Origin of the sequence: Psychroflexus lacisalsi (assembly GCF_020164495.1) — a bacterium.
Lineage (GTDB): Bacteria > Bacteroidota > Bacteroidia > Flavobacteriales > Flavobacteriaceae > Psychroflexus > Psychroflexus lacisalsi.
This window is the reverse complement of sequence record NZ_JAIQYZ010000001.1, coordinates 662,877-683,657: the sequence shown is the minus strand read 5'-3', so window position 1 is coordinate 683,657 and position 20,781 is coordinate 662,877. Positions and strand designations below refer to the sequence as shown.

Below are 20,781 nucleotides of genomic sequence, written 5' to 3'. Positions count from 1 at the left end.
TAAGCTATATTTGTAGGTTACAAAATAGTATTTTGACACCTGACAGGTGCAAAAATACTATAAAATTAAAGAATGAGTAAAGTAAAATATTACTACGATAGTGAAACTTTATCCTACCGCAAAATTGAACCCAAGAAGGGTAAAAACCTTGCGCTAGGGGTCTTATTCTTGGTTGGAATAGTTGCCATGAGTTTCGTTTTAGCATTGGTATATCTCAATATTCCAAATGTTGAAACCCCCAAAGAAAAAGCCTACAAGAGGGAGGTTGAAAACATGAGATTTCAATATGAATTATTGAACAAACGCATGGAAGAAGTGGTGGGGGTTTTGGAAAATGTAGAAGACAGGGATAACAACATCTATAGAGTTTATTTTGAAGCGAACCCCATTACCGAAGAACAGCGAAGATCAGGATTTGGTGGTGTAAATCGATATAAAAATTTAGAAGGTTATGAAAATTCTGAAATCATAACTGAAACAACAAAAAATCTAGATCAATTGTCTAAAAGACTTATTATACAATCTAAGTCACTTGATGAAATAGCAACATTAGCCAAAAACAAAGAAGCTTTACTAGCCTCAATTCCAGCTATACAGCCTGTAAAAAATGATGATTTAAAACGCATGGCTTCAGGTTTTGGTAAACGAATGCATCCCATTTTAAAATATCCAAAAATGCATAATGGTATGGATTTTTCTGCTCCTACCAGTACAGAAGTTTTCGCCACAGGAAATGCAGTAATTAAAAAAGCAAGGCGATCAAGCGGTTTTGGTAATTTGATTGTTCTTGACCATGGTTTTGGATATGAAACTTATTATGCTCATTTAAACGAATTTAAGGTAAGACCTGGGCAAAAGGTAAAGCGAGGAGAAATCATAGGTTTTGTTGGAAATACAGGTCTCTCAACAGCTCCACATTTACACTACGAGGTTCATAAAAATGGGAAAGTAGTAAACCCCATTAATTTCTACCATGGAGATTTAACGGCAGAAGAATATGATATAATGTTGAATCAATCTGCTCTAGAAAATCAATCTCTAGACTAATGGAACACCGTCTCGGAGACAAACTCTATTATTCTATCGGAGAAGTCGCAAAGGCCTTTAACGTTAATCCATCCTTGATAAGGTTTTGGGAAAAAGAATTTGATGAAATTCAACCTAAAAAAAACGCAAAAGGAAACAGGAAGTTCTCGCAAGATGATCTCAAAACCATAGAGTTTATTTACCATTTGGTTAAAGAACGTGGTTTCACCTTAGAAGGTGCAAAAACGCATTTACGCGAAGACAAAAAAGAAATACTTTCAAAATTTGAATTGATAAGCAAATTGAAAGCCATAAAATCTGAACTTATCTCAATCAAAAATCAACTTTAATAAAACCAAAAAAATGAAAAAGTGGTTAATTCCAGTAATCGTCATCGTTGTTGTAGTATTTGGCTTATACAGCTGGACCAAAGGCTTCAACAATACTGCTGTCACAATGCAAGAAGAAGCAAAAACAGCATGGAGTAACGTTGAAAGCGCTTATCAACGTAGAAATGATCTTATAGGTAATCTCGTCAAAACCGTACAGGGTGCAGCAGATTTTGAGAGAAATACGTTGACAGAAGTTATCGAGGCTAGAGCTAAAGCTACCTCTGTAAACATCAATGCTGATAATCTTACACAGGAAAACATTCAACAATATGAGCAAGCTCAAGGTGGATTAAATTCAGCATTATCCAGATTATTAGTAAGTGTAGAACGTTATCCTGATTTGAAATCCAATCAAAATTTCATGAATCTTCAAACTCAGCTAGAAGGCACCGAAAACAGAATCAATGTGGAAAGAAATCGCTACAATTCGACTGTTGGCGAATACAATACGCACTTGAAAAAATTTCCTAATTCTATTTTTGCAGGATGGTTTGGCTTCGAAGAAATGTCGAGATACTCTGCCGATGAAGGTTCTGAAAATGCTCAGGAAGTAGAATTTGATTTTAATTAAAAATACAAATCCATGAAAGTATCTGAATTTATAAGCCCGGAAGATGAAAAGGAAATTATTGAGGCCATAAAAGAAGCAGAGCTTAATACCTCTGGTGAAATACGGGTGCATATTGAACATGAATGTACTGGTGATAGATTTGATCATGCTTTGGAAATTTTTGAAAAATTGGAAATGCATAAAACAGAACTTTCCAATGGAGTTTTAATTTATGTCTCGATAGATGACCATCAGCTTGTCATTTTGGGCGATAAGGGCATAAATGATGTCGTTCCAAAAGGATTTTGGGAGAGCACAAAGGATGAAATCATCAATCAGTTCAAAAAAAATAATTACAAGCAAGGTTTAGTAAATGGGATTTTAGAAGCAGGGAAGCAACTCAAGCAGCATTTTCCTTTTCAATCTGATGATACAAATGAACTGGATAACGAAATTTCTAAAGGATAATTTATGAAGTCACTAAAACAAGTACTTACATATTCAGCAATAGCACTACTGTGTTTTAGCTTTAATGGTTTTTCTCAAATTACAATTCCTGAAAAGCCGTCCAAAGAAATGGCTGTTTATGATGGTGCCGATATTTTTAAAGACAATGAAGAACAACAGCTAAGGCAAAAACTAGAAACCTATGCAGACACAACTTCCACTCAAATAGTAGTAGCCACCATCAACTCACTTAATGGAGAGTACATTGGAACGTATGCTGCAGATTGGGGAGATGCCTGGGGTATTGGACAGGAAGGCAAAGACAATGGATTGCTTATTTTAATCGCTAAAACCGATGCTAAAATCTGGTTTTCGACAGGTTATGGTTTAGAGCCTTACCTCACCGATGCGACGACAAAAACCATTACTGAAAATATAGTTCTTCCAGAATTCAGAAAAGGAAATTATTACGAAGGCATAAATCAAGGTACAACAGCAGTTTTTGAGGTTCTTGCTGGACGATTTGATGCCTCAGAAATTCAGGATAAATCAAATGAAAGCACATGGCCTTTTGCCATTTTTCCTATACTTATTTTTATCGTCATTTTTATCCTTGTGAGAAAAAGAAATAAAGGTGGCGGCCCAGGTAGTGGAAACAATAGACGCGGCCCTGACCTACTCGACTTTCTTATTCTTGGCAGCATGGGAAGAAGCATGGGGGGTGGTAGTTTTGGCGGCGGATCCTCTGGAGGATTTGGCGGAGGCGGCGGATTTGGCGGTGGATTTGGCGGTGGTGGCTTCGGCGGCGGCGGAGCTGGCGGAAGCTGGTAATCTCCAAACAGAGATTTTTATCTCATGATGTAATTAAATTTGAAATTTCAAACTTGAGAATTTCAAATTTCATTCTCCTGTAAGAAGAATAAGATTCGAATCTATTGATTGAATTCAAATTTTGAATTTGATTTACTTTTAATTAAATCGCATTCTTGATGCATTTGGATCCTTACCTCCAAATTTGCTAAACTTATAAGTGAAGCTCAGCATGAAATAACGCTCAAGAATCAATTGATCTGTGTCTTGAACAAAGTCGTCACCCGTTTGTCTTCGGGTACCAATATTTTGATCTAATAATTCGTAAACTTTAAATTTTAGAGTAGCATTATCTTTAAGGAATTGATAGCCTAAACTCATGTTCCATTGCAAGGATGTAGATCTAAAATCTGCAGCAACATTTCCATATATAAAATAAGTGATATCATTACCAAACACAACATTTCTTGGCCAATAAGTAGTGGCTTCCAGAGAAAAATTCAAATTGGTAAATTCATCATTCCTGTTGGCATTTATATTGTATTTCCTCAAGTTGTAATCTATACCAACACCAGGATTTAAAGTAATCATCTCATCTTTTTCATAAGTCAATCCTACTCCAGGAGAAACGACATAATTTTCACTTTGAAATTGTTGCCCGTTTGTAAAACCTAAAGTCTTAGCATATTGGCCTGAAAGATTTCCTCTTAATCTATAGGTATCTTTATTTTCTGCTTTAAATTGTTTACTATAATAAAAACTTGCATTTGCATCCTGACCACCGCTTATATTGTCAAAGGTTGTAGTTCTCAATAAATCCTCATCTGTTACAGAAACAGAAACCACTTGATCTTGCACATAGCCATAAGACATATAAAATCCGTAACCAGACCTGGACTTAAAATCAAAATTATTGAAACTGATATTTAAATTTTGATTGAAAGATGGTTTCAAGTTAGGATTTCCTTCAATAAAATTGAGTGGGTCAGTTTGGATTCGCACCGGTTGGAGTTGTTGAATGGAAGGAATATTATTACTATTTCTATAATAAATACTGATGCGCTTTGAACGTTCAAATTCATACCTCAAATTAGCGCTAGCAAATAAATTATTGAAATCATTATTAAATCCCACATTTTGAATCAAGTTCTCAGTCCTTAACTGTGTGTTTAATCAACCTACATTAAAACCAGTTCTTAATTTATCGCCTTCATAGCGCAATCCAACATTAGGGATATGTGTTTCACCTTTGACTTTAAAATTATTGCTCAATTCTGAATTAAAATCTGAGTAGGAATTTGTGTTCTCATCAAAGTCAAAAACACTTCTTTTATTTTTACTAGATTCAACTTCATAAGAATATTCAATATCCAAGAATAATTGGTCAGTCATAACAGATCGGTAGCGAGTTTCAAATTGATACGTATCTGAGTTGTTGTCTTCTGATATTAATTGATCCTGAATTTCTGTATTTGAATTATTTCCAAAGGTTTCACGACTGGAAAAGAAAAAATTATCACTTTCGCTTTTATTGTTTTCATTCTCTAGTGAGAAATTCAAAAAAGCACCTCTGCTTCCAAATTTTCTAGTAACGGATAAATCATTACTAAAAGTGGTATTTAAATTGTTATTCCGATTTTCAGTTTCAGAAGTATTAATAAGGTTCTGATTATCGTCTAAGGATTCAGATAAGCTTGAACTCTGTGTGGTTCCTTTATTAATATTGATCGAAGGTCTTATGTTTATTCTTGTTAAGGTATCTGGCTTAAATGAGAAATTGACATTTCCTCTGTGAGAATCATTATCTCTAGTTGAATTACTTTCAGAATTGGTGAAAAAGGTACGGTCTGGTAAGATGTTCTCTCTTCTGGTTGAAGTTCTCGTATCGGTATTATTACTGCCGAAAAATAGTCTGAAGAGACCTCGTATTTTTTATCCCATTCGTTGACAAAATTCAAACCAGCAGTTTCAAATTTGGTAATTCCATTATTTTTATTTCCAAAGCTTATTCCGTTTATTCCAAAACTTCCAGTGCTCGACCTGGTAATGGTTCTCGCCCTTCGACCCATGGCATCAAAAACTTCATCAAAGGTAAAACCACTACTGTTTATGTTATTTTAACTTGCCAACACACTCAACCGCATATCATCCTCAAAATAGTTACCAATCCCGCTCATTTCGTACCTTTCGTCTGCCCCCCCTCCAACGGTAGCTCGAGAAAAATAACCTTTATTTTTGTCCTCATCGATGGTAATGTTGACGGTTTTGTTTTCAGAATCTCCTTCTTCTCCAGTGAATTCCTGAGACTGAGTTTTTGTGTCCACTACCTGAATCTTACTGATGATTTCTTTGGGTAAATTTTTTGTAGCGATTTTAGGATCATTTCCAATAAACTCTTTACCATTTACCAATATTCTCTGGACAGGTTTGCCATTAACAGTGGTATTTCCTGCAGCGTCCACTTCTACACCAGGCAATTGCTTCAGAGTTTCTTCCAAATTAGCGTCTGGTCGTGTTTTAAAAGAAGCTGCGTTAAATTCAAGCGTATCTTTTTTGATAGTGATCGGAGAACGATTGACATTGACAATAACTTCATCGAGGTTGCTCGCCAGCTCTTTCAGCGGAATGTTTCCCAAATCAATTTTATTAGTTGTAAGATCAATTAACCTAAAATAGGCTTGCATTCCTGTATAGCTAATATTGAGTCTTGAGCTAGCCTCTTTAGTTTTGAAGATAAGCTCAAAGTTTCCAGAATTATTTGAGATCGTATAATTCAACAACGTTGAATCTTTAGGACTTTCTATAAATATAGTTGCAGAACTCAAGCCTCCGGAAGTAGTACTGTCCAGAACTTTACCAGTGATAAGGTATTCCTAAGAATTTGAATGTAAAAAAGTGAATAGTAGGATTGAAACTATTAATATTTTCTTCATGATAGAATTAATTAGTCAACCCTAAGACTCCAAAAACAATTCAACGTTTAAATTAGTTATAAAAAAGTCAAACTTTTTCTAACTCTACTTCTTCCTCATGTAAATTGAGATCGGCACTCCTTTAAAATCAAATTCTTGTCTCAGTTTATTTTCAAGAAAACGCTTGTAAGGATCTTTTACGTACTGTGGAAGGTTACAGAAAAACGCAAACTGAGGCTGCGGTGTTGGTAACTGAGTGATGAACTTAATCTTCACATACTTACCCTTCAAAGCTGGTGGTGGATTTTCAGCGATGATCGGCAACATGATATCATTCAGCAATCTGGTTTTTATCTTGGTGCTTCTGCTTTTGTAAACGTCAACAGCAGTTTCAATAGCTTTAAAAATTCGTTGTTTATTTAAAACTGAAATAAATACAATAGGAACATCTACAAAAGGGGAAATTTCCTGGCGAATTTTGGCTTCGAATTCTTTCATGGTATTGGTACCTTTTTCTACCAAATCCCACTTATTCACCAAAATTACAACGCCTTTTCTGTTTTTTTCTGCCAACCAGAAAATACTTTGGTCCTGACCTTCAAAGCCACGGGAAGCATCCAAAACAATCATGCAAACGTCTGCATTTTCGATGGCTCTTACGCTTCGCATGACCGAGTAGAACTCAAGGTCTTCTTTAACTTTAGCTTTTCGTCGAATTCCAGCAGTATCAACAAGCTTGAAATCGAAACCAAATCTATTATAACGTGTATCAATCGAGTCTCTGGTCGTTCCAGCAATATCAGTAACGATGTAACGCTCTTCGCCTAGCAAAGCATTGATAAATGAGGATTTTCCAGCATTTGGACGTCCTACGATGGCAAATTTTGGTAAGTCTTCATCAACTTCAATCTCGCGTTCTGGAAGTTTCTCAACAATAGCGTCCAGTAATTCTCCCGTTCCTCCACCACTCGTAGCAGAAATCGAATAGTATTCTCCAAGTCCTAAATTATAAAATTCAAGCGCATCGGTTCTGTTTTTATTGGAGTCTACTTTATTTACACAAAGCACAACTGGTTTATTCACCCGGCGAAGCAATTTTGCCACATCCTCATCCATCGGCGTAATTCCAGAAATTACATCCACTACAAAAACAATCACATCCGCCTCATCGATAGCCAATTCTACCTGCTTGTCAATTTCCTTTTCAAACACATCATCACTCCCTACAATATATCCGCCTGTATCGATAAGCGTAAATTCGCGACCATTCCAATCGGATTTTCCATAATGTCTGTCACGCGTAACGCCACTTACAGAGTCTACAATGGCTTCTCTACGCTTTATCATTCTATTAAAAAGGGTAGATTTCCCTACGTTTGGTCGACCTACAACGGCTACAATGCTATTCATTTTAAAATTTTAAATAATTTGCAAAGGTACATTAAATATTTATGCAAATTTTAGAAGGTCTTAATTTGCGATTTATTCTGATTTTGATACGTGACGAATTTATACTCTGCGATACATTGCTTTGACGTACCCACCAAATTCTTGATCTGTATTTAAGTTAGAAACTAAAGACTTTAAATTGAAATGTGTTTTATAAGGATCCAACCGCTTTAGCTAACTGAACACGACGAGAACTTGGAAATTTTATTTAATTTTCAACCTTTAAAAGAATTTATGGCTGAATTGATAAATATTAAGGAGCTAAATGAGCAACTTCAACTCAAACCGAGTTTCAAAGTTGAAGTTGCTGATTTGAATATTGTAGATCAATTTTCAGTCAAAAAAGATGATTTTGATAATGCTATTGTTATAAAACGCTTAGATGAACATGTCTGGTTATCTATTCCAAAAAAAGATAGGAAGTATTTTTCTCCTCGACTACACATTGAAATTGAACAAAAAGAACAGTCATGCGTTTTACACTGCACTTTTGGTCCAGACCCAGATTTATGGACTATGTTTATGTTTGTCCACTTCTTTTTAGGATTATCCTTTACAGGACTTTTAGTTTGGTTTTATACCAATATGACATTAGATAAGTCCAATACTCTCGTTTATATTTTAATGGCACTGATTATCATATCCTGGATAGCTCTTTATCTTTTCGCAAGAAAAAATCGTCAGAAAGCTACACCACAATCCAAACAACTGTTAAAAGCATTGTCTGAATTTATTGGTTAATTATTATCATATCCGAACCTTTTAAGCTGATTGGGATTGTTCCTCCAGTTCTTGTTGACTTTTACATAAGTCTCCAAATGAATTTTCTTGTCAAAAAACTTTTCCAAATCTTTTCTAGCCTCTGTACCTACTCGTTTTATCGCGGAACCTTTGTGCCCAAGAATAATTGCTTTCTGAGATTCTCTCTCCACCATGATAATACTTCTGATACGGATAATCGAATCTGATTCTTCAAATTCTTCAGTTTCTACCTCAACACTATATGGAATTTCCTTTTTGTAGTGCATCAGAATTTTCTCACGAATTTTTTCATTCACGAAGAAACGCTCAGGCTTATCTGTCAACTGATCTTTTGGATAAAAGGCTGGAGATTCTGGAAGGAGTTCCAAGATTCTATTAAAAACTTCGGATACGCCAAAGTTTTCCAAGGCTGAAATGGCGAAGATTTCTGCATTAGGAAGTTGTTCCTGCCAATGCTTTTGCTGTTCCTTCAATAATTCTTCATTTCCTTTATCTATTTTATTCAGAAGTAAAAGAACAGGCATTTCTGCATGTTGAATTTTTTTAAAAAAATCCTCATCTTTTAACGCCTTCTCCCCTAGTTCAACAAGATAAAGAAGAACATCTGCATCTTGAAAGGCAGATTTTACAAAGTTCATCATAGAGTTTTGCAACTCATAAGCAGGTTTCATGATGCCTGGAGTATCACTAAAAACCATCTGGAAATCTTCACCGCTTACAATCCCTAATATTCTATGTCTTGTTGTCTGAGCTTTGTTGGTAATGATAGAAAGCTTCTCTCCTACAAAGGCGTTCATCAAAGTTGACTTTCCCACGTTCGGGTTCCCAATGATGTTGACAAATCCTGCTTTATGTGTTTTAGTTTCGATGGTATGTTTTTTTAATTTCTACAAAAATAAACAATTCAATGCAACCTATCGGTTTCAAACTTGAGTTGAAACTGTATATTTGCTAAAAATCTATTCCATGAAAAAAATATTAATTGCTCTTGTTTTATTTTGCTCAATAAGTGTAATCGCTCAGTCTGATTCTGATTTTACTTACACAGAGTTTCACGAACCTAAATTAAATGTTGGTTATCTTATTTTAGGAAACTTCGATGTGACTTATGAATATTTGCTGAGTGAAGAGTCAGGTGTAGGCGTTAACCTGATGGTTCCTTTTGATGATTATGTAGAGTGGAATATCAACTATAACCTCACAGGGTATTACCGATTTTATTTTGGAGATAACTATGCAGATGGTTTTTTTGGTGAGATTTTTGCCAATTTGAATGATGTCCGGGACACACTACCCAACCAAAATGGCGGAGAAGTAAGAGATGATGTTACAGACCTGGCCTTAGGCCTTAGCGGTGGTTACAAATTAGTTTCCAGTGGTGGAGTTGTCTTAGAAGTATTCCTAGGTGGAGGACGAAACCTATTTAACGAATTTAATTCTGAGCGGAACTTTGATTTTGTTCTTAGAGCTGGTCTAAATTTGGGATACAGATTTTAATATAAACAGTTTTTATCTTGAGCCAAACCGACTTTCAGAAAAACTCCAAAATATTCAGTCTCCTTTTTGAGGGCATCTCCGAAGGAATAATTGTGGTAGATGAAACTCAACATGTTGTTGAAATTAATTCAGCTACACAAGATATGTTTGGATATGATAAGAAAGAATTAATAGGAAAACATTTAGATGCTCTTATTCCAAAGAAATACAGAGCAAATCATCACAAACACGTAGATAAATTCATAGACAATTCTGAAAAAAGGCAGATGGGTCATGGAAGAAACCTACACGGTTTAAAGAAAAATGGCGAAATTTTCCCTGTAGAGGCTGGTCTCAATCCATTTATTTTTGATGGTAAGCGTTATGTCATGTCATTGATAAGTGATATCACTGAACGACAAAATCAAAAACTTGAGATTGAAGAACTTAATAAGGATCTTGAAGAAAAGATTGAACAGCGTACAGAAGAGCTAAAGTTAACAATAAACGAGCTTCAGGATCTCAACTCAAAGCTAGGAAGTGAAATTTTGAAGCGTAAGGAGGCAGAAGCCAAAACTAAAAAGGCACTACAAAAGGAAATAGAACTGAATGAGTTGAAAACCAAATTTCTGTCCCTTGTTTCTCATGAGTTCAAAACGCCACTAAGCGGCATTCTCACCTCTTCCACGTTGGCCAAAAAATACACAGAAACCAAACAACAAGAGAAGCGAGAAAAGCATCTCAATACCATAAAAAATAAAGTCCATTATCTTACTGGAATTCTTAACGACTTTTTATCGATTGAACGTCTAGAATCTGGAAAAGTCACTTATAAATTTGAAGAGTTTAGCCTCATCACTCTTGTCAACGAAGTGATTTACAATGCCAATGTCACCTTAAAAGATGGACAAGAGATCATTTACCCACGTCATCTGGAAGACATTAGTTTAAGACAAGACAAGCATGTTCTGGAATTGATTTTATCCAATTTATTGAGCAATGCTATAAAATATTCTTCAGAAGATACTACAATTCATTTTGAGGTTGAAACCTCTGATGATCACTTAATCAAACTCAGAATAAAGGATGAAGGAATGGGCATTCCAAAAGAGGATCAAAAACATATCTTTGAACGCTACTTTAGGGCAGAAAATGCTCTTAATAATCAGGGGACTGGGATAGGTTTGAATATTGCAAAAGTTCATCTTGAAAACCTGAACGGTTCTATTTGTTTTGAATCTCAAGAAGGTAAAGGCACCATATTTTATATAGAAATTCCCAAGGTCCATGAGTAAAAAGATTTTATTAATAGAAGATGATAAGACAGTAAGAGAAAACACTGCAGAACTTCTTGAACTGTCCAATTATAAAGTAGAAACGGCTTCAAATGGAAAAATAGGTGTGGAAAAAGCTCCGGTTTTTCAGCCAGATGTTGTAATATGTGATATTATGATGCCAGAAATGGACGGTTACCAGGTTTTAGAAAATCTGTCTAAAGATGACTCCTTACGAAAAATACCCTTTATTTTTCTCTCAGCTAAAACAGACCATAAAGACGTAAGAAGAGGAATGAATCTTGGTGCTGATGATTATCTAACCAAACCTTTTGAGGAAGAAGAATTAATAGATGCTATTGAGAGCAGACTTGCAAAAGCAGATATTTTGAACTCGCCTCAAACCAAACAACAAACAGGCTCACACTTGCAGTCTTTTGAAGCTTTGAAAGAAATTTTTAAAAGCGAGCCAGTCAAAAGCTTTGCATCTGGAGAAACAATTTTTGAAAGTGGAAAAACTTCAAATTCAATATACCTCATTGAAAAAGGGGTAGTAAAAACTTACAAGCTCGACGAAAACGGAAAAGAACTCATCACTGCTATCCATAAAGTAAATGACATTTTTGGAAATTTAAGTTTTACAAAGCAATCTAGTTTTTCTGAATTTGCTTCCGCAATGGAGAATGCTTCACTCTTTGAGATATCAACAGAAAAAGTCAAAGACCTCTTCTATCAACATCCCCAGGTTATGTTTGAATTCATAGATCAACTTGGCGATCACCTAAGTGAGACCAAGTCTCAATTGATGGACATGGCTTACAGCTCAGTAAGAAAAAAAACAGCTCAAAGCATTTTACTATTTTCTGAACGGTTGAAAAAAAACAAACTCAGCCAGATTCGAATTTCAAGAGCAGATCTTGCAGCTGTCGCGGGAATAGCTTCAGAAAGCTTAATACGAACACTTTCCACCTTTAAAAAAGAAGGTATTATTGAAGTTGAAGGAAGAAACATCAAAATAAATGATTTTGAAGCTTTGGAAAAAATTGTATAAAAAACTCAATTAAATAGGTCCAATAAAAGGGAATCTGATTTTTATCATATTTTGAATTTGACTCTCCATATACATTTGCATTCATAGAATTCTATCTATGAATGTAGTATTGCTTTCAGACTTTTCTTCTGCATCCACCCATATGTTGGATTATGCCGCAACGCTTTTTAAAAATCAAAAGGTTAATTTTACAATTTTACACATAAAAACACCTTGCGAAAGCAAAAGCTGTAGCGGAAAATGCAGTGTCGTTTTCAATCAAAAATTGAAGAAAGATCAAAATCTTCTGGAGTTGAATGGCTATCATATTGACCAAATACAAATAAAATTTATAGAAGGCGCCTATATTGAAAGTATACGCAATGTTATAGCAGAACAACACACAGATTTAATTATGCTCGGGAATTCCAACAAAGGCGACTATAATACTGGCCTTTTCTTTGACAAAAAAACACTAGAGATCATTACGAAAGTGAAATGTTCGGTTGTTTTGGTTCCTGAAGAAGCAACTATTAAACTGCCGCAAAAAGCATTATTACCAACAGATTTTTCAATTACTTCTGATTATAGTATTTTTAATATTTTGACCTCTCTACCTTTTGTCAACCAAACCCATCTTTCCCTTCTCCCAACCGGCTTAAATAAAACTTTAGGCCCAAACAGAAAACATTCTAAAGAATTAATTTCTAAAGTAATAAACTCTTTAGAATTTAAAAGCGTGAAAGAAATTTACTCTACTAACAAAGCTTCTTGTATTGATGGCTTTGATTTGGTTATGGTCATGGCTAAAAATTTGAGCATTTTTCAGGATTTATTTAGCACTTCCAAAAGCTCGCTTTGTCGTCCAGAAATACCTATTCTATTCTTGCACGATTCCAGGAAGTTATAAGACTTAATATTCAGCTGATGATTTTTTGTTTAATTTCAAAAATCCTAATCAATTGTATATGAAAATTTATTTGCGCTACATTCTTATTTTTCTAATTTTAATTATAGCGGGCTACATAACCATCAACTTTTTGGTAAGCAAAAGAATTGACTCCTTATTATCTGAAGAAAAAAACCTGACCTACTCTGGCATAAGCATTAACTCTCTGACTGGTAGTTTGGGGCTAGAAGATGTTAATTTTACTGATACCAGTAAGCAGATTTATATCGAGACAATTGATATCAATTTGGATTTAATTCATTATGTAATCAATAGTAAAATCAGGATTCAAAACGTTGATGCAGATGGCTTAGATCTAAAAATAATCTCGTCTCCAGATTCTGAAAAAATCTCAAACAAAAAACTGGACTTCACTCAAATCGATAAGTTGCAATTAAAAAATTCCAAAATCAGAATTAAGAAAGAAAACAAAACCGATTTTACAATTTCAAATTTTCAACTTGAAATTGAGGATCTTCAATGGTCAAGTATGGAAGATTTTTCATGGCTTGGAAATAAAACTTTGAGAATTGAAGCAGAAGATCTACGGTATGAACTCGACCTTTTACATAATCTTAAAAGCGAAAAGTTTTTATACGAAAATGCTAGATTTACCCTTAGCGAATTCAGTATAGAACCAAAATTCAAAAAAAGCAATTATGTAAAACATATTGAGACTGAGAAGGATTTGATGACCTTGAAATCTAAAGCCATTCAAGCAACTGGTTTTGATTTTGAAAATAAAAATAGTTTAAAAAGCATCGTTTTCAATAAAATCTTAATTGACACTACCTCCTTCAATATTTACAGAGATAAAACAATCGCAGACGACACGTCTATTAAAAATTTGTATAGTGAAAGCTTAAGAAATTTAAACTTCCAGCTATCTATTGACTCTCTTCTGGTTTCTAACCTCAACCTTACGTACCAGGAATTAATCGATAAAGACCTTAAGCCGGGGCAGATTCAATTTAATTCCATCCAAGCAGAAATTACAAACATTCACAATTCTTTGAAAGCCGATCATCCAAATATTAAAGTTCAGGCGAATGCAAAGTTTACAGAAAATTCTGAAATCTTATTCGACTATAATTTTGTTCCAGATCATGAGCAGTTTTATGTGACAACACGGTTGAGGCAAATCAAAGATTCTTCCATCAATGACTTTTTTGGTCCTGCGATGCGCATGAAATTGGATGGTGAGATCAATGATATTAGAACAAATATAAATGGGAATAACTCTAAAATGAATGGTGACTTTTCAATTGCTTACAAAAAACTGAGATTGAATATTCTAAAAAAAGATGGTTCTAAGAATAATTTTGCAAGTCTATTAAGCAATGTATTTTTGAAGAACAAAGATGTTGATGACAATCACAAGATTAAAGTTGTAGAAAGGGACAATACCAAATCTTTTTGGAATTACGTTTGGAACTTTCATTTCCAAGGTCTCAAGAAATCCCTGCTTTAAATCTTAAAAGTTAGTATTGGTGTTTGGATGTGATTTACGACATCCTCAGCGATACTGCCGCTTACAAAGTGTGAAATACCCTTCCTCCCATGAGTTCCGATTCCTATTAAATCCGCATTAATTTTGGATGAAAAATTTCGTATTCCTCTCTCAACAGTCACGTCATTATAAATATGAAATTGAGAAGTGTTGTAGTTGATACCTTTTATGAATTCATCTAAAAAGGAATCTATCTCCTTTGTAGTTTTAAATTTGTTGGGGGTATTTATATAGGCAAGATGGAATTTAGCATCTAAAATTTTTGAAAATTCAAATGCTGATTTAAAAGCTTTTCTATTCTTGATTGTAAGATTTGATACAAATACAAAGTTTTCAATCTTGAAAACGGGCACCTCTTTTTTGATGACCAAAACAGGGATTTTTGAAGATCTGACGATTTTTTCTGTATTTGACCCAATTAATATTTCTTGCAAACCATCAGAACCATTGGATCCAATGATTACGAGATCGCAATCGTATTTTTTAACCGTTGAAAGCACACCTTCTGAAGTAGAATCAAATTCTACTACTTCATGAATTTTGATTCCATCAAGATGATAACTCATCCTGTCCAGTAACTCAGTAAATTTTTTGTGTGCAAGCTTTAGAAAAAACATCGACTCAGGAAGATCACCGCCTACTCCTTCATTGAGAGGATCGATGAGTTGCAGAGGTAGCTCCAGCAGATGAAGAATATAAATTTCACCATCATATTTTTTTGCGATTTGCGAAGCGACTTTGAGTGCATTGTCTGCTGGCAAGGAAAAATCTGTAGGAACAAGAATTCTTTTCATGGTAGATTATATATAGTACCTAAATTACTTTAAATTATAAAAAAACAGGCTCTTTTATAACTGATAAATTATTATTACATTTGCAAAGTTTTGAATATGAGGGGACAAATTAGTCCCCTCTTTTTATAAGTATTGAATGGCTTTAGAGAAAGAGCAAATAATGACCTTGGTAAAAGAGGGTCTTCAAGAGGATGAAAGTCTATTCCTAATTGATTTACAGATTTCTAATGGTAATAATATCAAAGTCATAATTGATGGTGATAGGGATTTATCTATTTCAGATTGTGTGAACATCAGCAGAGCCATAGAACATAATCTGGATAGGGAAATTGAAGATTTCTCGCTGGAAGTTGCTTCATGTGGTGCTACCGAACCACTGGAACACCTCAGACAATTCCAAAAAAATGTCGGAAGAAAATTATCTGTAGTTACAGAAGAAGAGAAGATAGAGGCTGATTTAATAGGCGTTGAAGATGATATAATCCACCTGAAGTGGGTAGCTAAAGAACCTAAGCCTGTTGGCAAGGGTAAACATAAAGTGCAGAAAGAAGCAAAAATAGCTTTCGATGATATCGTAAAAGCTCAAGTTATAATAAATTTTAACAAATAAAGATATTATGGAAAACATCGATTTGATCAACTCGTTTTCTGAATTTAAAGACGATAAATTAATAGATCGAGTAACCTTAATGGCTATTCTAGAAGACGTTTTCAGGAACGCTTTGAAAAAGAAGTTTGGACAAGATGATAACTTTGATATTATCATCAACCCAGATAAAGGAGATTTAGAAATCTGGAGAAATAGAATTGTTGTTAATGATGGCGAAGTAGAAGATGATAATGCTGAAATATCCCTTACTGATGCCAGAAAGATAGAACCCGATTTTGAAGTTGGAGAAGATGTTTCCGAAGAAGTAAAGCTTTTTCAATTGGGCCGTAGAGCAATTCTAGCTCTTAGACAAAACTTGATTTCAAAAATACATGAACATGACAGCACCAATACCTTTAAGTATTTCCAAGACTTAATCGGTGAAATTTATTCTGCTGAAGTTCACCACGTAAGACACAATGTGGTTATTTTACTCGATGATGATGGGAATGAACTTATCATTCCTAAAGAACATCAAATCCCTTCTGACTTTTACAGAAAGGGTGACAATATAAGAGGTGTCATTGAAAAAGTTGAGCTTAAGGGAAACAAGCCAATAATCATATTGTCAAGAACATCACCAATGTTCTTAGAAAAATTATTTGAGCAAGAAATACCTGAAGTATTTGATGGATTGATCACTGTAAAGAATGCAGTAAGAATACCAGGCGAAAAAGCTAAAGTAGCTGTTGATACTTATGATGACAGGATTGATCCAGTTGGAGCTTGTGTAGGAATGAAAGGATCTCGTATTCACGGGATTGTAAGAGAATTGGGGAATGAAAATATTGATGTCATCAACTACACCAATAACCCACAACTTTACATACAAAGAGCGCTAAGTCCTGCAAAAATCGTTAACATCAAACTGAACGAAGAAAAAAAATATGCAGAGGTGACTTTGAAACCAGAAGAGGTTTCTAAAGCTATTGGCCGAGGCGGACACAACATTAGACTTGCAGGACAACTTACAGGTTACAACATTGAAGTCTTCAGAGATGGAATTGAAGAAGAAGATGTTGAATTGACAGAATTCAAAGATGAAATTGAAGACTGGGTGATCAAAGAATTTAGTAGAATAGGTTTGGATACTGCAAAAAGTATCTTGGAATTAGAAGTAAGCGATCTCGTAAGAAGAACAGACTTGGAAGAAGAAACTGTTTTGAACGTTATCAAAATTTTAAAAGAAGAGTTTGAAGAATAGATTATTTAAACTCATCTTTGTAACATTATATAAGAGCTAATATTAGAGGCAATTTATGGCTGAATCAAAACAAACAAGATTAAATAAAGTACTGAGAGATTTTAACATTTCACTGGATCGTGCTGTGGAATACTTAAATACTCAAGGCTACGAAATTGAAGCAAGACCTACCACGAAGATATCTTCGGAAGTTTACGAGGTTTTATCAGACAAATTCGAAACTGATAAAAGCAAAAAAGTAGCTTCCAAAGAGGTGAGTGAAGAGCGCAAAAAGGAAAAGGAAGAATTGCGTCTTGCTAGAGAGCAGGAGCTCGAAAAGAAAAAAGAAGAGGAAGCCAGAAGAGAGCGTCAAGCTGAAGAAAATAAGAAAAAGATTGAGGCTGCTAAAGCAAAAGAGCAAGAGGATAAGTCCAAAGCTGAAGAAGCTTCAAAGAAAGCAGACCAGGAAGAAGAAGAAACTATCAGGTCCAAGTCCAAAATTTCTGGCTTAAAACAAGTGGGGAAAATTGAACTTAAAGATGAAAAAAGAGGAAACTCTAAAGGCAAAAAAACATCGGATAAGTCTGAAAAGTCTTCAAAACCTGCTCAGCCAACAACTGCAAAAGAAGCTCCAAAAACAGCTGAAGAAAAACCTCAGATTAATAAAGCTGACAAAGAAGAGGAGAAAACTGCGGAAGAAGTTAAACACGAGACTCAGTATACAAAACTGTCCGGACCTAATTTTACTGGCGAGAAAATTGATTTAAATCAATTCAAAAAAGCACCAACCAAAAAAGAAAAGGAGAAGGAAAAAGAGAAAGAAGCTGCTTCGAGAAGAAGAAAGCGTAAGCGTATTTCTAAAACAAACACTTCACCAGGAGCAAACAAACCTACTGGCAAAAGAGGTGCTGCAAAACCATCTTCAAGAAGAGGTGCAAAACCTGTACAAAAGGAAGAGCCTACTCCTGAAGAAGTACAGAAGCAGGTAAGAGAAACCTTAGAAAAACTTCAAGGTAGATCTTCTGGTAAGAAAGGTGCAAAATATAGAAGAGATAAAAGAGATCAGCACAAACAGCGTTCTCAGGATGACATTACTCAACAAGAGAAAGAAAGTAAAATCCTTAAGGTCACTGAATTTGTAAGCGTCAATGAAATTGCCACGATGATGGACGTACCTGTAACTAAGATTATTTCTGCTTGTATGTCTCTTGGAATGATGGTAACGATGAATCAAAGACTGGACGCAGAGACTTTAAGTGTTGTTGCTGAAGAATTTGGTTACGAAGTTGAGTTTGTAAGTGCTGAAGTCGAAGATCCGACTGAAACGGTTGCAGAAGATCCTGAAGATCTAAAACCTAGAGCTCCAATTGTGACTGTAATGGGTCACGTTGACCATGGTAAAACATCTTTACTGGATTTTATTAGAGAGGAAAACGTAATTGCAGGTGAATCTGGAGGTATTACTCAGCACATAGGTGCTTACAGTGTACAAATTAAAACAGGTGAAACTATTTCTTTCCTTGATACTCCTGGTCACGAAGCTTTTACAGCAATGCGAGCCAGAGGTGCACAGGTGACAGATATTGCAATTATTGTCATTGCGGCAGATGATGATGTGATGCCACAGACTAAAGAGGCTATTTCTCATGCACAAGCTGCAGGAGTACCAATAGTTTTCGCAATTAATAAGGTCGATTTACCTACAGCTAACGTTGAAAAAATAAAAGAGTCTTTAGCCAACATGAATCTTTTAGTAGAAGATTGGGGAGGTAAAGTTCAATCTCAAGAAATTTCAGCAAAACATGGTACTGGTGTTCCGGAACTATTAGAAAAAGTTTTACTAGAGGCTGAATTGTTAGATCTTAAAGCAAATCCAAATAGACTTGCAAAAGGTAGTGTTGTTGAAGCATTCCTTGATAAAGGTAGAGGTTACGTTTCTACAATCTTAGTTCAGACTGGTACTTTAAAAATTGGCGATTATGTATTAGCTGGTACCACAAGTGGTAAAATAAAAGCTATGCAAGATGAACGTGGCAACAAAGTAAAAGAAGCAACACCGTCTACACCAGTATCAATTCTTGGTCTTGATGGTGCCCCACAAGCTGGTGACACTTTCCAAGTGATGCAGGATGAAAGGGAAGCAAAAGATATAGCTTCTAAGAGAAATCAACTTCAAAGGGAGCAAAGTGTAAGGACACAGAAGCATATTACACTTGATGAAATTGGAAGACGTATTGCGTTGGGAGATTTCAAGGAATTGAACATTATCTTGAAAGCAGATGTGGATGGTTCTGTAGAAGCATTAACGGATAGTTTACAAAAACTTTCTACTGAAGAAATTCAAGTCAACATTATACATAGAGGTGTTGGAGCCATTACAGAAAGTGATGTACTTTTAGCTTCAGCATCTGAAGCTGTAATTATCGGATTTAACGTGAGACCAGCTGGTAATGCTAGAACACTCGCAGATAATGAAGAAATCGACATCAGAATGTACTCAATCATCTACGATGCCATCAATGACATCAAAGATGCTATGGAAGGCATGCTTTCTCCAGAATTGAGAGAAGAGATCACAGGTACTGCAGAAATTAGAGAAACCTTCAAGATTTCGAAAATTGGAACGATCGCTGGTTGTATGGTGTTAACAGGAAAAATTTACAGAAACTCTGGAATCAGACTCATAAGGGATGGAATTGTAATCCATACAGGCACTCTAACTTCTCTAAAACGTTTCAAAGACGACGTTAAAGAAGTTTCTAAAGGATACGATTGTGGTATGCAGTTGAAAAACTACAACGACATCCAGGAAGGAGATATTCTTGAAGCTTTCCAAGAAATTGAAGTCAAAAAGAAATTGAAATAAAATATCAGTTTTATAAATAAGATAAGCCCCACAAAATTGTGGGGCTTTTTTAGTTATAAATATGATCATCAAACTCATACCTAATAGCAGGTATTGACAAGAAAAGGATATATAGCTATTTTTGTGATATAGCATAACAAGATATTATCTATTATGTTTCATCCTATGTTTGAGTAACTAGCTCAGAATAAAAAAGCTGATTAATTAATCAGCTTTTTTTATGCCATAAAGTAAGATTTAAGACATCTAAGAGGTCACCTTAGTCAATTATTCAAGAGATTTTTACTTTCCACTTAAAACAAAATTTTATAAATTCTGATATCCCTAAACTCTGGAACTCTCATGGGGTGGTGGCAATTAGAAATCAGTTGGTTTTACAAACAATCTTTAAAACACAAAGGATCAGTAAAGTAAAAAATTGTGTGGATTTTATTAAACAAAAAAAAACCGCTTTCAATTAAGAAAACGGTTTTCGAATAAAGTTGGCCTACTAGGTTTCGAACCTAGACTCTTCTGGACCAAAACCAGATGTGTTGCCAGTTACACCATAGGCCAATAATTATTGGAGTGCAAATATAAAACTAACTTTCATACCACCAAACCCATTTTGAAAATTATTTTTTAAAATTTTAAAAGTTCAAAGTATTCACTGAAAATAAGTTGAAATAATAAACAATATCAAGTGTTTATAAGTTTTTATAA

21 protein-coding genes and 1 tRNA gene are annotated in these 20,781 nt (G+C 34.8%); 14 read left to right on the top strand and 8 right to left on the bottom strand.

What is annotated here, in order from left to right; genetic code table 11:
- The first annotated feature begins 72 nt into the window (after positions 1-72).
- The 5 genes from LB449_RS03065 to LB449_RS03045 are packed head-to-tail and all read left to right on the top strand — an operon-like array spanning position 73 to position 3,246.
- The gene (locus tag LB449_RS03065; protein WP_224453590.1) at positions 73-1,047 is read left to right on the top strand and encodes a M23 family metallopeptidase; all 975 of its coding nucleotides are present in this window, start codon (positions 73-75) and stop codon (positions 1,045-1,047) included.
- Complete coding sequence (locus LB449_RS03060) at positions 1,047-1,376, top strand: MerR family transcriptional regulator (protein ID WP_224453589.1); 330 nt, start codon at positions 1,047-1,049, stop codon at positions 1,374-1,376. Before LB449_RS03065 ends, LB449_RS03060 begins: the two co-directional genes overlap by 1 nt.
- A 13-nt stretch (positions 1,377-1,389) precedes the next feature.
- Positions 1,390-1,989 (top strand): LemA family protein, encoded by a 600-nt coding sequence (locus LB449_RS03055; RefSeq protein ID WP_224453588.1) that lies wholly within the window; start codon positions 1,390-1,392, stop codon positions 1,987-1,989.
- 12 nt (positions 1,990-2,001) lie between these two features.
- Positions 2,002-2,436, top strand: coding sequence for a TPM domain-containing protein (locus LB449_RS03050; protein WP_224453587.1), 435 nt, complete (start codon positions 2,002-2,004; stop codon positions 2,434-2,436).
- A gap of 3 nt (positions 2,437-2,439) precedes the next feature.
- Entirely contained in the window at positions 2,440-3,246 is an 807-nt protein-coding gene (locus LB449_RS03045; RefSeq protein WP_224453586.1) for a TPM domain-containing protein, read from the top strand.
- A 138-nt stretch (positions 3,247-3,384) separates the two neighbouring features.
- On the opposite strand, the gene LB449_RS03040 is transcribed toward LB449_RS03045, so the two are convergent.
- From LB449_RS03040 to der, 5 genes are all read right to left on the bottom strand, one after another.
- Positions 3,385-4,359, bottom strand: a complete 975-nt coding sequence (locus LB449_RS03040; RefSeq protein WP_317196197.1) for an outer membrane beta-barrel protein — start codon at positions 4,357-4,359, stop codon at positions 3,385-3,387.
- A 39-nt stretch (positions 4,360-4,398) separates the two neighbouring features.
- Positions 4,399-4,785 (bottom strand): hypothetical protein, encoded by a 387-nt coding sequence (locus LB449_RS03035; RefSeq protein ID WP_224453584.1) that lies wholly within the window; start codon positions 4,783-4,785, stop codon positions 4,399-4,401.
- Positions 4,786-4,976: 191 nt separating this feature from the next.
- On the bottom strand, positions 4,977-5,294 hold the full coding sequence (locus tag LB449_RS03030; RefSeq protein WP_224453583.1) for a hypothetical protein: 318 nt from the start codon (positions 5,292-5,294) through the stop codon (positions 4,977-4,979).
- Positions 5,295-5,342: 48 nt separating this feature from the next.
- Complete coding sequence (locus LB449_RS03025) at positions 5,343-6,050, bottom strand: carboxypeptidase-like regulatory domain-containing protein (RefSeq protein ID WP_262901809.1); 708 nt, start codon at positions 6,048-6,050, stop codon at positions 5,343-5,345.
- 192 nt (positions 6,051-6,242) lie between these two features.
- Positions 6,243-7,547, bottom strand: a complete 1,305-nt coding sequence (gene der / locus LB449_RS03020; protein ID WP_224453582.1) for a ribosome biogenesis GTPase Der — start codon at positions 7,545-7,547, stop codon at positions 6,243-6,245.
- A 273-nt stretch (positions 7,548-7,820) separates the two neighbouring features.
- Here der and LB449_RS03015 point away from each other — a divergent pair, with 273 nt between their 5' ends.
- Positions 7,821-8,327 carry a hypothetical protein gene (locus LB449_RS03015; RefSeq protein WP_224453581.1) on the top strand — a complete coding sequence of 169 codons (507 nt, stop codon included), beginning with the start codon at positions 7,821-7,823 and terminating at the stop codon, positions 8,325-8,327.
- On the opposite strand, the gene era is transcribed toward LB449_RS03015, so the two are convergent.
- Complete coding sequence (gene era / locus LB449_RS03010; RefSeq protein ID WP_224454427.1) at positions 8,324-9,217, bottom strand: GTPase Era; 894 nt, start codon at positions 9,215-9,217, stop codon at positions 8,324-8,326. The genes LB449_RS03015 and era overlap by 4 nt on opposite strands.
- 97 nt (positions 9,218-9,314) lie before the next feature.
- On the opposite strand from era, the gene LB449_RS03005 reads away from it, so the two are divergent.
- The 5 genes from LB449_RS03005 to LB449_RS02985 all read left to right on the top strand — a co-directional run bounded on the left by LB449_RS03005 (position 9,315) and on the right by LB449_RS02985 (position 14,548).
- Positions 9,315-9,845 (top strand): hypothetical protein, encoded by a 531-nt coding sequence (locus LB449_RS03005; RefSeq protein ID WP_224453580.1) that lies wholly within the window; start codon positions 9,315-9,317, stop codon positions 9,843-9,845.
- A 17-nt stretch (positions 9,846-9,862) separates the two neighbouring features.
- Entirely contained in the window at positions 9,863-11,119 is a 1,257-nt protein-coding gene (locus LB449_RS03000; RefSeq protein WP_224453579.1) for a PAS domain-containing sensor histidine kinase, read from the top strand.
- Positions 11,112-12,149, top strand: a complete 1,038-nt coding sequence (locus LB449_RS02995; protein ID WP_224453578.1) for a response regulator — start codon at positions 11,112-11,114, stop codon at positions 12,147-12,149. Before LB449_RS03000 ends, LB449_RS02995 begins: the two co-directional genes overlap by 8 nt.
- Positions 12,150-12,246: 97 nt before the next feature.
- Positions 12,247-13,038: a universal stress protein gene (locus LB449_RS02990; RefSeq protein ID WP_224453577.1), complete on the top strand. Its 792-nt coding sequence runs from the start codon at positions 12,247-12,249 to the stop codon at positions 13,036-13,038.
- A 58-nt stretch (positions 13,039-13,096) separates the two neighbouring features.
- The gene (locus LB449_RS02985) at positions 13,097-14,548 is read left to right on the top strand and encodes a hypothetical protein (protein ID WP_224453576.1); all 1,452 of its coding nucleotides are present in this window, start codon (positions 13,097-13,099) and stop codon (positions 14,546-14,548) included.
- On the opposite strand, the gene LB449_RS02980 is transcribed toward LB449_RS02985, so the two are convergent.
- Positions 14,545-15,381, bottom strand: a complete 837-nt coding sequence (locus LB449_RS02980; RefSeq protein ID WP_224453575.1) for a universal stress protein — start codon at positions 15,379-15,381, stop codon at positions 14,545-14,547. The genes LB449_RS02985 and LB449_RS02980 overlap by 4 nt on opposite strands.
- Before the next feature lie 136 nt (positions 15,382-15,517).
- Here LB449_RS02980 and rimP point away from each other — a divergent pair, with 136 nt between their 5' ends.
- Genes rimP through infB form a run of 3 tightly spaced genes read left to right on the top strand, consistent with a single transcriptional unit; the run spans position 15,518 to position 20,079 of the window.
- Positions 15,518-15,991, top strand: coding sequence for a ribosome assembly cofactor RimP (rimP, locus tag LB449_RS02975; protein WP_224453574.1), 474 nt, complete (start codon positions 15,518-15,520; stop codon positions 15,989-15,991).
- A 7-nt stretch (positions 15,992-15,998) separates the two neighbouring features.
- Positions 15,999-17,234 (top strand): transcription termination factor NusA, encoded by a 1,236-nt coding sequence (gene nusA / locus LB449_RS02970; RefSeq protein WP_224453573.1) that lies wholly within the window; start codon positions 15,999-16,001, stop codon positions 17,232-17,234.
- Between the two features lie 55 nt (positions 17,235-17,289).
- Complete coding sequence (gene infB, locus LB449_RS02965; RefSeq protein ID WP_224453572.1) at positions 17,290-20,079, top strand: translation initiation factor IF-2; 2,790 nt, start codon at positions 17,290-17,292, stop codon at positions 20,077-20,079.
- Between the two features lie 482 nt (positions 20,080-20,561).
- Here infB and LB449_RS02960 read toward each other — a convergent pair.
- A tRNA-Gln gene (locus tag LB449_RS02960) sits at positions 20,562-20,634 on the bottom strand.
- Positions 20,635-20,781: the final 147 nt, after the last annotated feature.

What these genes read in the sequence shown, in the direction of transcription:
- LB449_RS02990 (WP_224453577.1), top strand. Translation starts at nt 12,247, where the DNA reads ATGAATGTAGTATTGCTTTCAGACTTTTCTTCTGCATCCACCCATATG.
- LB449_RS02985 (WP_224453576.1), top strand. Translation starts at nt 13,097, where the DNA reads ATGAAAATTTATTTGCGCTACATTCTTATTTTTCTAATTTTAATTATA.
- LB449_RS03060 (WP_224453589.1), top strand. Translation starts at nt 1,047, where the DNA reads ATGGAACACCGTCTCGGAGACAAACTCTATTATTCTATCGGAGAAGTC.
- nusA (WP_224453573.1), top strand. Translation starts at nt 15,999, where the DNA reads ATGGAAAACATCGATTTGATCAACTCGTTTTCTGAATTTAAAGACGAT.
- rimP (WP_224453574.1), top strand. Translation starts at nt 15,518, where the DNA reads ATGGCTTTAGAGAAAGAGCAAATAATGACCTTGGTAAAAGAGGGTCTT.
- LB449_RS03065 (WP_224453590.1), top strand. Translation starts at nt 73, where the DNA reads ATGAGTAAAGTAAAATATTACTACGATAGTGAAACTTTATCCTACCGC.
- LB449_RS03055 (WP_224453588.1), top strand. Translation starts at nt 1,390, where the DNA reads ATGAAAAAGTGGTTAATTCCAGTAATCGTCATCGTTGTTGTAGTATTT.
- LB449_RS03030 (WP_224453583.1), bottom strand. Translation starts at nt 5,294, where the DNA reads ATGGGTCGAAGGGCGAGAACCATTACCAGGTCGAGCACTGGAAGTTTT.
- LB449_RS02980 (WP_224453575.1), bottom strand. Translation starts at nt 15,381, where the DNA reads ATGAAAAGAATTCTTGTTCCTACAGATTTTTCCTTGCCAGCAGACAAT.
- LB449_RS03045 (WP_224453586.1), top strand. Translation starts at nt 2,440, where the DNA reads ATGAAGTCACTAAAACAAGTACTTACATATTCAGCAATAGCACTACTG.
- LB449_RS03050 (WP_224453587.1), top strand. Translation starts at nt 2,002, where the DNA reads ATGAAAGTATCTGAATTTATAAGCCCGGAAGATGAAAAGGAAATTATT.
- der (WP_224453582.1), bottom strand. Translation starts at nt 7,547, where the DNA reads ATGAATAGCATTGTAGCCGTTGTAGGTCGACCAAACGTAGGGAAATCT.
- LB449_RS02995 (WP_224453578.1), top strand. Translation starts at nt 11,112, where the DNA reads ATGAGTAAAAAGATTTTATTAATAGAAGATGATAAGACAGTAAGAGAA.
- infB (WP_224453572.1), top strand. Translation starts at nt 17,290, where the DNA reads ATGGCTGAATCAAAACAAACAAGATTAAATAAAGTACTGAGAGATTTT.
- LB449_RS03015 (WP_224453581.1), top strand. Translation starts at nt 7,821, where the DNA reads ATGGCTGAATTGATAAATATTAAGGAGCTAAATGAGCAACTTCAACTC.
- LB449_RS03005 (WP_224453580.1), top strand. Translation starts at nt 9,315, where the DNA reads ATGAAAAAAATATTAATTGCTCTTGTTTTATTTTGCTCAATAAGTGTA.